Origin of the sequence: Hymenobacter negativus (genome assembly GCF_016056375.1) — a bacterium.
GTDB lineage: Bacteria > Bacteroidota > Bacteroidia > Cytophagales > Hymenobacteraceae > Hymenobacter > Hymenobacter negativus_A.
The window spans coordinates 679,014-691,157 of the sequence record NZ_JAEDAE010000002.1; the positions used below are offsets into that span (position 1 = coordinate 679,014).

The 12,144-nt window shown below is 60.8% G+C and carries 9 protein-coding genes; 2 read left to right on the top strand and 7 right to left on the bottom strand.

Features of this window, described 5'->3' with window-relative positions:
* Positions 1–36 precede the first annotated feature (36 nt).
* Entirely contained in the window at positions 37–2,478 is a 2,442-nt protein-coding gene (locus I7X13_RS07785; RefSeq protein ID WP_198075036.1) for an endonuclease MutS2, read from the top strand.
* 134 nt (positions 2,479–2,612) lie between these two features.
* On the opposite strand, the gene I7X13_RS07790 is transcribed toward I7X13_RS07785, so the two are convergent.
* From I7X13_RS07790 to I7X13_RS07820, 7 genes are all read right to left on the bottom strand, one after another.
* A complete protein-coding gene (locus I7X13_RS07790; RefSeq protein ID WP_198066599.1) occupies positions 2,613–4,976 on the bottom strand; it encodes a phospholipase D-like domain-containing protein in 2,364 nt (787 codons plus the stop codon).
* 124 nt (positions 4,977–5,100) lie between these two features.
* Entirely contained in the window at positions 5,101–6,102 is a 1,002-nt protein-coding gene (locus tag I7X13_RS07795; protein ID WP_198075037.1) for a fibronectin type III domain-containing protein, read from the bottom strand.
* Positions 6,103–6,218: 116 nt separating this feature from the next.
* Positions 6,219–7,259, bottom strand: a complete 1,041-nt coding sequence (gene murB / locus I7X13_RS07800; protein WP_317191551.1) for a UDP-N-acetylmuramate dehydrogenase — start codon at positions 7,257–7,259, stop codon at positions 6,219–6,221.
* Between the two features lie 52 nt (positions 7,260–7,311).
* Entirely contained in the window at positions 7,312–7,872 is a 561-nt protein-coding gene (locus I7X13_RS07805) for a hypothetical protein (RefSeq protein ID WP_198075038.1), read from the bottom strand.
* 83 nt (positions 7,873–7,955) lie between these two features.
* Entirely contained in the window at positions 7,956–8,564 is a 609-nt protein-coding gene (locus tag I7X13_RS07810; RefSeq protein ID WP_198075039.1) for a hypothetical protein, read from the bottom strand.
* Positions 8,565–8,596: 32 nt separating this feature from the next.
* Positions 8,597–9,991, bottom strand: coding sequence for a sugar MFS transporter (locus I7X13_RS07815; RefSeq protein ID WP_198066595.1), 1,395 nt, complete (start codon positions 9,989–9,991; stop codon positions 8,597–8,599).
* A gap of 130 nt (positions 9,992–10,121) precedes the next feature.
* Positions 10,122–10,781, bottom strand: a complete 660-nt coding sequence (locus I7X13_RS07820) for a TMEM175 family protein (protein WP_198066594.1) — start codon at positions 10,779–10,781, stop codon at positions 10,122–10,124.
* A 183-nt stretch (positions 10,782–10,964) separates the two neighbouring features.
* Here I7X13_RS07820 and I7X13_RS07825 point away from each other — a divergent pair, with 183 nt between their 5' ends.
* Positions 10,965–12,143, top strand: coding sequence for a THUMP domain-containing class I SAM-dependent RNA methyltransferase (locus I7X13_RS07825; RefSeq protein WP_198075040.1), 1,179 nt, complete (start codon positions 10,965–10,967; stop codon positions 12,141–12,143).
* Position 12,144 lies beyond the last annotated feature (1 nt).

Consider the following 12,144-nt stretch of genomic DNA (forward strand, 5'->3'; position numbering starts at 1 on the left):
TCGTACCCAATTACAACTACCGATAAGCTCAACTACTTGCTGTTACCCCAACACTTCGAACAAAAAATAGGCTTCACTACCCTGCGCGAGCAGCTTGAGGCCAACTGCCTTTCCGCCTTGGGCCGGCAGTACGTGGCCCGCATGGAGTTCCAATCCAAGCACGAGCCCCTGCTGAAACTGCTGCAACAGGCCGACGAATTCACCTACCTGCTGCGCTCCGGGGCCGATTTTCCGGCCTCTCACTACCACGATGCCCAGGCCCACCTCAAGCGCGCCGCCCTGCCGGGTGCCTACCTCGACGTAGCTGCTTTCTTCGAGGTGAAGATGAGCCTGCGCACCATCCGGCAGGCCCTGAGCTTCTTTTCCGATGCCGATGCGGGTCTGTATCCCACGCTGCGCCTGCTGGGCATTGGCATTCAGGTCGACCGCAACTTGCTGGCGGCCATGGACAAGGTGGTCGATGATGAAGGGGGCGTGCGCGACGACGCCAGCCCGCTGCTGCGCCAGATTCGGCAGGAGCTCATTGCTCGCCAGGGCCAGCTGCGTCGGCAGATTGCCGGCATCTTGCGCCATGCCAAGAACGAGGGCTGGATTCCCAGCGACTCGGAGCCGACCATCCGGGGCGGCCGGCTGGTGCTGCCCGTCATTGCCGAGCACAAGCGCAAGGTGAAGGGCCTGATTCACGACGAATCGGCCTCGGGCCAGACCGTGTATATCGAGCCGGAGGCCGTTTTTGAGTTGAATAACGACATCAAGGACCTCGACAATGCCTACCACCGCGAGCTTATTCGCATTCTCACGGCCCTGACGGACCAGCTCCGGCCCCACATCCCGGACCTGCGCAAGGCCTATTCTTACCTCGGGCTGATTGACTTCATTCGGGCGAAGGCAAGATTGGCCGTCACGCTCGATTGCCGCCTGCCGCTGCTGCACAACAAGCCCCTGCTGAAGTGGGTGAAAGTGCGCCACCCGCTGCTGCAGCTGGCCTTTGCCCAGCACAAGCGCGACAACGGCGACCCCCGCGAAGTGGTGCCCCTGGACTTGGAGCTGAACCACGAGCAGCGCATCCTCGTCATCTCCGGCCCCAACGCCGGCGGCAAATCGGTGAGCCTGAAAACCGTTGGTCTCGTGCAGTTCATGCTGCAAATGGGCCTGCTCATTCCCTGTGCCGACAACTCCGAAGCCGGCGTGTTCGAGGATATTTTCCTGGACATCGGTGACGAGCAGAGCCTTGAAAACGACCTTTCAACTTATTCTTCGCACCTGCTGGCCATGAAGCAATTCATGCTGCTGGCCGGCAAGAAAAGTCTGGTACTGATTGACGAATTCGGCACAGGTACCGAGCCCAGCTTGGGCGGTGCCATCGCCGAGGCCGTGCTCGACCAACTGAACCGCGCCCGCGTCTACGGCGTCATCACCACCCACTACACCAACCTCAAGAACTTCGCCGAGCGCACCCCGCACCTCGTGAACGGGGCCATGCGCTACGACCCCGAGAAATTGCAGCCGCTTTACCGGCTTGAAGTAGGCAAGCCGGGCTCATCGTTCGCCATCGAAATTGCTCGCAAAATCGGCTTGCCGAAGGAAGTAGTGGAGCGCGCCACTCAGCTGGTAGGCAAGGATAAAATCCGCTACGACCGCCTGCTCGAAGGCCTCGAAAAGGAGAAAACCGAGCTCGAAACCCGCACCGCCGAAGCTGCCAAAGCTGAAAAGCGCCTCAAGCGCGCCGCCCAGGAATACCAGGACCTCAAGCAGCACATCGAAGACACCAAAATCGAAACCCTGCGCACCGCCAAGCAGCAGGCCAAGGCGCTGTTGGTGAATACCAATCAGCAAATTGAGGCCACCATCGGCGAAATCCGGCGCGGCAATGCCGAGAAGGAAACCAACAAAGCCGCCCGCGAGAAGCTCGACAACTTCGTCAAAAAGGAGCTGCAAATTGAGCCGCCCAAGCCCAAGGCCTCGCGCGAGCGGGCCGAAGCTGGTGACCTCCGTCCCGGCGATAAAGTGGCTCTGTTCGGCCAGGAGGGCCACGGCGAAGTAGTGAGCGTGAAAGGCCAGACCGCCGAAGTCATGTTCGGCGGCCTGAAAACCCTGACCAAGCTCAGCCAACTCGAAAAGCTGGGCCGTGCCGAAATCCGCGAGCGCGAGCAGGCTGCCAAAGCGCAGAAATCGAAGCTCAGCGGCGGCGGCTCCGGCGGCAACGGTGTGAACATCACCGACCGCATGGCCGGCTTCAGCCCCACGCTCGACCTGCGCGGCGAGCGCGCCGAAGACGCTCTCACCAAAACCATGAGCTTCGTGGACGACGCCGTGATGCTGGGCATGCCCGAAATCAAGTTCCTCCACGGCCGCGGCAACGGCGTGCTCCGGCAAGTGGTGCGCGACTACTTGCGCTCGCAACGCGCCGTGGCCAGCGTAGCCGACGAGCACGCCGACCGGGGCGGCGACGGCGTGACCATTGCCGTGCTGAAGTAGTAGGGAGCAGCTTCATATAGAACTTCATGTTTTGATTGCGCTCAGCATGATGCTCTATTGATGCCTGAATAATACACAACAAAAAGGCGGCTCCCGATTCGGGAGCCGCCTTTTTTGCGTCAGTTTTGCTCAGCTTATTCCACTACTACGCGGCTGGTTTGCACAGCTTCGGGAGTAGTTACCTGCACCATGTACAGGCCCGATTTCAGCGACGTAGCGTCGATGTTCAGGTCAGTGCCGGTGAGGGGCTGGGTTTGGGTGAGCACCACGCGGCCGGTTACATCGCGCAGCACGATGGTAGCAGTGCGGGCCGACGTGCTGGCCAGATGCAGCTGGAAGCTGCCGCTGGTGGGGTTCGGGTACACTTGCAGGGTGCTGGCCTGAATGCTGCCATTCTTGGTGGCGAGCACGAGGCGGCAGACGGCCACCCCGGCAATGTTCTGCTCCGACACGCGGGTCGAGAACTCCTGGTAGTACTGGTTCACAATCTTGGCGTCGTGGATAACGAGGGTGTTTTCGTCGTTTTCGTTATCGGCCGAGTTGGTCCAGTTGTGCGAGCCCAGGAAGATGGTGGGGTCCGACTGCGAAGCGCCGGCATCCACAATCAGGTACTTGTGGTGGAAGATGTAGGAGCCCACTTTCTTAATCATGCGCGTGCCGATGGCCGAGCGGATGATGCGGAAGTTGTTGCCCGAGCCGTCGGTGGCGCTGGTGTCGTTGGTCACGCCCTCGGTGCAGGCGGCAATGCCACGCAGCTGCACGCGGTCGCGGATGGCGCGGGCAATGTCGGCGCGGGTGATGAGCATCGAGGCAAAGTGCAGGTCGTTATCAGCCGTTTGCACGGTTTCGATGAGGCGGCCGTTCACGTTGTCCGTGGGCGAGAAGTACGACTGCACGTCGCGGTTGCCGATGCGCAGGTAGTGCGGCGTGTTGTCGGTTTTGCGGTTGCCGAAGAGCAGGGTGCCGGGCGTCAGCGTGGTGCTGCCCCACATTTCATTAAACTCGATGGTGTACACGCGGGCCAGCGCCTGGTCCTGAATGGCAATGGCCGAGTTGCGGTCAGTCGTGAGCTGGGCCGAAGTCCAGTTGGTCGAGCCCGTCCATACCCAGGGAGTAGAGGCTACGTTGGTGTCGGCGTCAATCACCACAAATTTGTTGTGCATGATGGCGCTCCCGCTGCTGCCGGCCTGGGCCGGACGACCTACGCGCGGAATGGCGGCGTTGAGCGAGTTGATGCTCACGTTGGCGTTGTCGTCTTCGTAAATCACACGCACCTTCACGCCCCGGGCGCGGGCCGCGTTCACCGAGTTCAGGATGACGGTGCTGTTCCAGTTGTAGATGGCGAGGTCGACGGTTTTGCGGGCCTTGTTGATGTAGCTGGCCAGGGTGTCGGCAATGTGGCCGCTGGGCAGGTACACGGCGTTGTTGCCGGGCAGGGCCAGGGTGTTATCCACAGGGTTGTTGAAGTACACGCGCATCTTGCCACTCGACAGCGACTGGGTAATCATCGGCACCACGCGCGACTGCGACTGGCCCACGCTGTTCACCGAAATGGCTTGCACGTAGTACACCGTGGCGGGCTGCAGGCCGGTCAGGGCCAAGGCGTGGGTGGTCACGCTGGCGGCATCGGTCACGCTCGTAAACGGGCCGGTGGGCGAGGTGCCGTAGCTCAGCTGAGTGTTGCCGGCGTTCTGAGTCAGGAAGTTCACGGTAAAGCCCGTGGTGCTGATGTTCGAGGTAGTAGGGGTGCCAATTACGTTAGGCGTCAGGCCCTGAATGAAGTCGGCATAGAGACGGGGCAGCAACTGGTAGCCAGTGGTGGTGTTCACCACACCGGTGTTGGCCGTCATGTGCTGGCTGATGAGGCCGATGGCGTCGTACAGGCCCGTGGGAGCGGGCTTGCCGATGAGGCCGTACGGGCCCGTGCTGGCCGCGTTGATGTAAAGCGGCGTAGCGGCGTTGTTATTGATGCGGTAGCCGGCTGATACCGAAGCAAATGCCGTTACCGGCGCGCCCGTGCTGGTGTTGATGGAGCTAATGCCGTTGATGCGCACCAATTGGCCTTCATACTGCTCGGCAAATGCCGGGGTGATGCTGCCGGCCGGGAAGCTCACTGGCACCACCGGCCGGTTGCCGGCCAGAATGGTAACGCTGGTGAGGGGGTCGATTTCTAGAAAACCATAGAACTGCTTCAGCTGGCCCGTCACCAGGATGCTGTCACCAGGCTGCACCGAGTTTAGCACGGCCGCTACGGCCGGAGTGGTGCCGGCGCTGCCGCCGTAGGCCGCAATGCCAGCCGTGCCGTCCTGAAAGTAGCGAATCGCGCCGAGCTCGTTGCCGTTGGTGGCAATGCCGCGCACCGTGACGGTGGCCCCCGCCGTGGCGTTGGTGGTGGGCTGCTGCGCCCGTGCGGCCGCAATGGTGATGGAAGTTTGGGCCGAGGCCGCGTGCCAGGAAGTGGCACACGCCAGCAACGCCAACAGAGTAAATTTCTTCATGAAAAAAACAGAGTTACGAAACGGTTAATTTTTAAAGATTAGGTGGGAGACGGAATTACAAAGATGCTGAATTTCAGCGAAACGAACCGCTCTCAGACCTCAATAGTGCCGTGCAACGCAAACTTTAATTTTTGCCGCCCGCCCGCACCCGTTTGCCGCCCGTGGTGATGAACGGCACGGGCGAGGCCGTTTCGGTGCCCGCGGCGTTGCGCGAGCTCACTTCCACGTAGTAGGTAGTGCCCGGAATCAGGTCGTTCAGGGTGAGGCTGTGATGGGTGGTAAGGGCATCGTCGACGCGGCTTTCCTTGAGCTGCTTGGCATCGAGGCCGTAGCGCACGCGAGTGTCGCCGGCGTTCAGGGTCGAGAACACGACGGTGAAGCCGGTCGGGCTCACGTTCACGGGCACGGGCTCTTCGGTGAGGCGGGGCAGGCCGCTGCCGCGCACAAAATCGGTGGCCAGGCGGGGCAGCAGCTGATAGCCGCCGGTGCCGCCCGGCGAGTACTGGCTCATAACGCCGCGCACATCGAACGGCTCGCCCGTGGGGGCCGTGGCCCCGATGAGGCCTTGGGGCCCGGTGCTGGCCGCGCCCACACGCAGCAACGCGCCGGCCGTGCCGTCGAGCAGGTAGTTGGCGTTGCCAACCAGCGCCTCAGCGGGGGCACCGGCCGGGGTGAGCAGGCGCGTCACGCCCTTAATTTCAATAAGCCGACCCTCGTTGGCCTCCACAAAGGCCGTGGTGGCCTGGGCTACGGGCACGCGCACCGGGTGCAGCCGTTGGCCGCTGGCCAGCTTATGAAACGAGGCGATGGGGTCCATTTCCATCAGCCCATTGTAAACCTTGAGCTGGCCCGTGACCTGGATGCTGTCGCCGGCCTGCAGCTCGCCGTAGCCGGGCAGCTTGGCTGCCTGGGCGTAGAGGGCCAGGCCGGCCTCGCCATCCTGCACAAAGCGGAGGTTGCCCATTTCGGCCCCGTTCAGCACCACGGCCCGCACCGTGACGGTGCTGCCAGCCCCCAGGGCACGAGCTGCTTTCAGGGTGAGTACCGGGGGAGTGGGTGGCGTGGGAGGAGAAGCCAGGGCCGGGCCGGAAAACGCCCCGGCGAGAAGGAGCAACGCGAAGTTCATAAATTGAAGAATAAGCAGACCGGCAAAGAAATGACTGATGCAAATGGTGGGACAAATTACGCATCATTTAGCATTCTCGGCAATATATACAGATTGCTGGTCAGTGTGCTATTCAATCACAAAATATTAACTTCCGGATGCAGTTCAATGCCGAACTGCTGGCGGACGGACGAGATTATCTCTTCGGCCAGCTGGCGCACCTCGCTGCCGGTTGCGCCGCCGTGGTTCACGAGCACGAGGGCCTGGCGGACGTGCACGCCGTGGGTGCCCGCGCCGGGGCCGCGCCGCAGCCCTTTCCAGCCGGCCCGCTCGATGAGCCAGCCGGCGGGCACCTTCACGCCGCCGGGCACGGGGTAGCCAGGTAGGTCGGGGTACTGGCTGTGCAGGTCGTCGAACCGGGCCTGAGAAATTTCGGGGTTTTTGAAGAAGGAACCGGCGTTGCCGATTTCGGCGGGGTCGGGGAGCTTGCTGCGGCGGATGTGCACCACCGCCCGGCTTACGTCGTGCGGCGTGGGCTCGCCTTCGATGCCTAGCTCGGCCAGCGTTTCGGCAATGGCGCCGTAGCGCACATTGGGCCGAGCCTGGCGGTGCAGGCGCAGCACCACGGCCGTGACCACAAACTGGTTTTTGAGCGCGTTTTTAAACACACTTTCGCGGTAGCCAAAGCCGCACTCGCCGGCCGTGAACACGCGCCCCGCGCCGGTGCTGATTTCAATAGCCTCCAGGTGGTCGAAGGTGTCGCGCAGTTCGGCCCCATAAGCCCCGATGTTTTGGAGCGGAGCGGCACCCACTGTGCCGGGGATGAGGGAGAGGTTTTCGATGCCGCTCAGGTTCTGGTCGAGGGCGTATTGGACGAGGCCGTGCCAGCTTTCGCCGGCCCCAGCGCGGACGAGGGCCGTACCAGTGTCGCCGTCTTCCGACATGATTTCCAGGCCGCGAATCTCATTCTTGAGCACCACGCCCGGAAAATCCTGGGTGAAAAGCAGGTTGGAGCCACCGCCGAGGATGAGCTTGTCGGCCGACTGCACTGCGGGCAGTTTCAGCAGCTGGCGCAGCTCATCGGCCGAGGCGAAACGGGCAAAGTAACGGGCCTGCACGTCGAGGCCGAAAGTGTTGTAGGGGCGGAGGGAAACGTTTTCTTCGAGCGTAGGCATCATGGCCGCAAAGGTAGCGGCCGCACCGTAGCGTGGGCAGCAAGCCCGCACGCCCTTACTTCGGGTCGGCCTTCACGTTGAAGCGCGAGTCGGCGCGCACGGTGGTGGCTTTGCTCAGGCCCAGCTGGGTCATCTCCACGGTGGTGAACAGCGTGTAGCTACCGCTGCGCAGGTAGGTATCCAGCTTCTGGCCCGAAGGCGTGAGTTCGATGGTGGTTTGGCCGGTGGGTACCGGGTTCAGCGAAGCCAGCGGTACTTTGTTGGTGCCCGCCGCATCAGAGGCAATCGAGATGCTGATGCTTTTTACAAAGTCAAAATTCTGGCCGACGGGGTCCGTAACCGTCAGGGACAAGCGGTCGAGGGTGACGTCCTTCACGTAGTCGGCGGCCGTGTTGTTGTTCTGGTAAGTGCTGTTGGCGGTGGAGTTGACCGTGACGCCCGGCAACGCAATCACCGGCCCGGCGGTGCCGATGGGCAGCGGGCCAGTAGCCGGGAGCTGAAACGTCGAGGAATCGTTAATCTGGAAAGTGAGCAGGTCCAGAATCTTTTTGCAGCCAACAGTGCCCAGCAGCAGAGCCAGCACGAAAAGAACAGGAATAAAGGGAGACTTTTTCATGAGAGTAAAGGGCTAGACCGATGGTACGAGCCTCAGCAGACGCTGTGGTAACGGCCAGGCGGCCGGCTTAGTGCGAAATGCACTCAGCCCAGGTAGTGGGCGGCGTAAATGATGGCATACACCCAGACCGTGTACAGGCTGGCGTGCCACAGGCCCTGGCCGATGCTGGCGGCCCAGCGGCCCCGGCAACGGTTAGAGTTTTTGAACACCAGCCGCAAGGCCCGAAAAAACACCCAGTACAGCATGGCGGCGAAGATGAGGATGCCCGTCCAGAGCAGCGCGCCCACCAGCCAGATAACGAACACCGCGACAATGGCACCCAGCACCGCCACCAGCACGGCCGCCAGAAAACCCAGAATGCCGTGGCTGTCGCCAATGTCGAAATCAGGTAAGTTCAAGTTGCTAACGATGCCGTCAGAGCCGGGGAAATGTTTCCGGTTGATGCGGTCGGTGAGGCGGCCCACATCGTCGCGCAGCTTCACGCCGTGGAAGAGGCCCACGGTGGTGAAAAGGAAAAATCCCGCAAACAAAATCGTAGTCGAAATCAGCGAATTAGCAAACAGCGAGCGGTGCTGCCCCAGCCCGAATAGCCACACGGCTACCGTCGTAAGTACCACCACCACGCCCGAAACCAGGGCCACATTGCCCGCACTGAGTAAGTGATAAGAACGGACCGGGGCCGGCGTTTCCATCCAATTACGATTACGGAATCAAGCCTGAAGCACTACCGCACCCGGTAGCCGCTCACAGCATAAAACAGCAGGTACAGGTAGCACAGCGCCGGCACTACAAATGCTACCCGCAGCCCGCCGCCGTGCGTGGCAATGAAGCCCATGAGCGGCGGAATGAGCGCCCCGCCCACAATGGCCATAATCAAATAGGAAGAACCCTGCTTGGTGAACGGCCCCAGCCCGGTGATGGCCAGCGGGAAAATCACGGGCCACATAATTGAGTTCATTAGCCCGCAGAGCACGATGAGCCACAGGGCCGTTTCGCCGGTGCTCAGGATGCTCGCGCCTACCAGCGCCGTACCGGCCGCGCATACCGCCACCAGCAGCACCCGGTTGTGGAATTTGAGCAGCAGCGGAATGCCCACCACCCGCCCAATGAGCGAGCCAAACCAATATGACGACACCAGCACCGCGCCCACCGCTTTGGTGAAGCCGGCCGTGGTATCGATGGCCGAGGGCTCCTTGCCGAACAGCACCAGCGCGTAGTTGGTAGCCACGTTCAGACCCTGCACCAGACTTTGGGTGAAGGCCGAAAGCTGCCGGATGCCTTGCGATTCGCCGTAGCGAATCAGGAACGAGCCCAGCCCAACTTCTACGCCGACATACACGAAAATGGCCGCGATGCCCAGCACTAGGTGTGGAAACGCCAACGCCGAAGTACGCCCCGCCGCCATAGGACGCGCTTCTTCAGCCGCTTCTTCGGGAATACCTTCGATGTCGGGCAGCTTGACAAGAAAGAAAAACAGCGCCGCCAGTAGCACCAGAAACACGGCCAGACCTATATAAGGACCTTTGACGAGTTGCGATTCCTCGGCCAGCCGCTCCGTCAGGGGCAGGGCGGCCAGCCGGGCCTTGAGGGCCACCGAGCCGCCGAACAGCACCAACCCACCCACAAGCGGCGACAACGCCCCGCCAAAGTTGTTGGCCACGCCCACCACGCTCACCCGCGCCGCCGCGCCCCGCGCCGGCCCGAGGATGCTCACGTAAGGATTCGCGGCCACTTGCAGCAGCGTAATGCCCGCGCCCAGCGTAGCCAGCGCCGTGAGAAATAGCGCAAAGGCCCGCGAGTCGGCCGCCGGAATGAATAGTAGTGCACCGCCCGCCATCACCAACAGCCCCACCACGATGCCGCGCTGGTAACCCAGCTTTTTCAGGACCCAGCCGGCCGGCAGTGACATCAGAAAGTAAGCCCCGAAAAAAGCCGACTGCACCGCCGAAGACTGCAAATCGGTGAGCTGGCACACGTCTTTCAAATACGGCATCAGCACGTCGTTGAAATTGGTAACTGCCCCAAACAGAAAGAACAGGGTGGTCATCAGCACCATGGGGCCGGCGTAGGAGCGAGCGGGTGCGGCAGTCGTAGCCGCCGAAGAAACAGGAATAGCCATACGCGGCGGAAGGTACAAAAAAACCGGCCACAGGGGCCGGTTAGGTGAAGAAACACGCGCGCCGCCAATACCGGGCCTCGTACTATTTGGGAACTGCTGGGCGGTAGCCTGATTGGCGGAAAACAGGTAATCAGAAAGTAGTTGTCCTTACCCTATCAGGGCTAATACCTTTTCGCTTCTGACTGGCTATGTAAACCATGACAAAAAACAAGACAGGTATTTTAAAAAATAGTAAGAAGAAGGCGATTTTAGGAACGAAGAAACTCAATACGGTGCAGATTAAACCATTTGCCATATCGAAATTGAACATGAGCCGAAAGCGCTTGCGCTCTTCATCGGATATTTTTTCGGCATCAATGTAATTGTGCTTTATATCAGCACCATCCCAAATAGCATTTTGGAATATGGATAGGGCCAGAATATTTAAGCTATATAAAAATATGGCCGCCGAATCGCCAAAATGCGTGCTTAATAGACTGGTAGAAAAAGGAAGAATAACGATAAAGAAGAGCCACAAAATATTGTAACCCATTGCATATCCATTCATCTTGTGAATGTAGCTGTACATCTGGTGGTGCATGCGCCAAAAACTGGCAATGTTGATGAATGACAGCAGAAATGCGAGGTAGTTCTTCCAGGGCAAAAGCAAATCCTGGAACGTAAGGTGATGGCCTTCTGGCAAATCCAGTTTCAGATTCAGCGCTAGCAAGGTGATAGCAATGGCAACGATGGCATCGCTGAAAAACAAGACCCGTTCAAAGGGAATTTCCTTTTTCTGTATATCGCTCATGCTGTTGGAATAACCGTCGGTATTTGCCTCGAAACAGCCAATTGCGAGAAAGCCGCTGAAAGGGGATGATGCCCGCGATGGTGCTGCGTAAATATAGCCAGCCGGCGCACGGCTGTTAGAATTCGCCGGGTGGTTCCTGGGTGGGGCGAACCTACGGCCCCTGTGCCCGACCTTTGCAGGACTATGCACCTCACCGCCACCACCCAGTTCGGCTTGGAAGAACTGCTCGCCGACGAGCTCTACGCCCTCGGGGCCGATATCACGCACGTGGGCTCCCGCGCCGTCGAGTTCATCGGCGACCACCGCTTGCTGTATGAAGTGGCCCTCTGGAGTCGCCTCTCGATGCGCCTGCTGCGCCCTTTCGCTGCATTTTATGCTGCCGATGAAAAGGCGCTGTATCGCGAAGTAAGCCGCATCGACTGGCAGGATTTTATCGGCCCGGGCCAGACGTTTGCCATCACGCCCGTGGTGAACCGCTCCACCTTTGAGCATTCGCTGTTCGTGGCCCAGCTCACCAAGGACGCCATCGTGGACCAGTTCCGGGCCCGCACCGGCGAGCGGCCCAGCATCGACACGCGCAACCCCGACATCCGCCTGCACCTGCGCATGACGGAAAACGAAGTCATCCTCAGCCTCGACGCGGCCGGCGACTCGCTGCACCGCCGCGGCTACCGCCAGGGCACCAACGAGGCCCCGCTGAACGAGGTGCTGGCCGCCGGCCTGGTCTTACTTTCGGGTTGGAATGGCAAAAAGCCGCTTATCGACCCCATGTGCGGCTCGGCTACCATCCTCACCGAGGCGGGCCTCATCAGCCAGCGCATCGCGCCCGGCCTGTTCCACCAGGGCAGGTTCGGCTTCGAAAACTGGTACGACTTCGACCCCGAACTCTGGAATCAGGTGCGCGAAGAAGCCAAAGCGCAGCGCCTTGAAGAGCCGCAGGCTTACCTGGCCGGCTCCGACCTCGACCCCAAAACCATTGACCTGGCCGCCGCCAACATCACCGCCGCCGGCCTGGAAGATTGCATCCGCCTCTCGGTGCGCGACGTGAAGGACGCCGTCGCCCCGGCCAGGGAGGAGCCGGGCATTGTGCTCACCAATCCGCCCTACGGCGAGCGGATAGGAGATGAGGCCCAGATGGCGGCGTTGTATAAGACAATTGGCGACACGCTGAAAACAGGCTTTCAGGGCTACAATGCGTTTGTGTTTACCGGCAATCTGGAAGCGGCCAAGAGCATCGGGCTGAAGCCGGCGCGGCGTATTCCGCTGTTTAACGGGCCGATTGACTGCCGGCTTTTGAAATATGAACTGTATCGGGGCTCACGCCGTGAGCCGAGGCCGGCCGAGGGCCCAGCCAAAAACTAAT

Excerpts from the sequence above, each read along its gene's own strand:
- murB (WP_317191551.1), bottom strand. The coding sequence starts at position 7,259 with ATGATGCCTACGCTCGAAGAAAACGTTTCCCTCCGCCCCTACAACACT.
- I7X13_RS07810 (WP_198075039.1), bottom strand. The coding sequence starts at position 8,564 with ATGGAAACGCCGGCCCCGGTCCGTTCTTATCACTTACTCAGTGCGGGC.
- I7X13_RS07790 (WP_198066599.1), bottom strand. The coding sequence starts at position 4,976 with ATGAAGAAATTTACTCTGTTGGCGTTGCTGGCGTGTGCCACTTCCTGG.
- I7X13_RS07815 (WP_198066595.1), bottom strand. The coding sequence starts at position 9,991 with ATGGCTATTCCTGTTTCTTCGGCGGCTACGACTGCCGCACCCGCTCGC.
- I7X13_RS07820 (WP_198066594.1), bottom strand. The coding sequence starts at position 10,781 with ATGAGCGATATACAGAAAAAGGAAATTCCCTTTGAACGGGTCTTGTTT.
- I7X13_RS07805 (WP_198075038.1), bottom strand. The coding sequence starts at position 7,872 with ATGAAAAAGTCTCCCTTTATTCCTGTTCTTTTCGTGCTGGCTCTGCTG.
- I7X13_RS07795 (WP_198075037.1), bottom strand. The coding sequence starts at position 6,102 with ATGAACTTCGCGTTGCTCCTTCTCGCCGGGGCGTTTTCCGGCCCGGCC.
- I7X13_RS07825 (WP_198075040.1), top strand. The coding sequence starts at position 10,965 with ATGCACCTCACCGCCACCACCCAGTTCGGCTTGGAAGAACTGCTCGCC.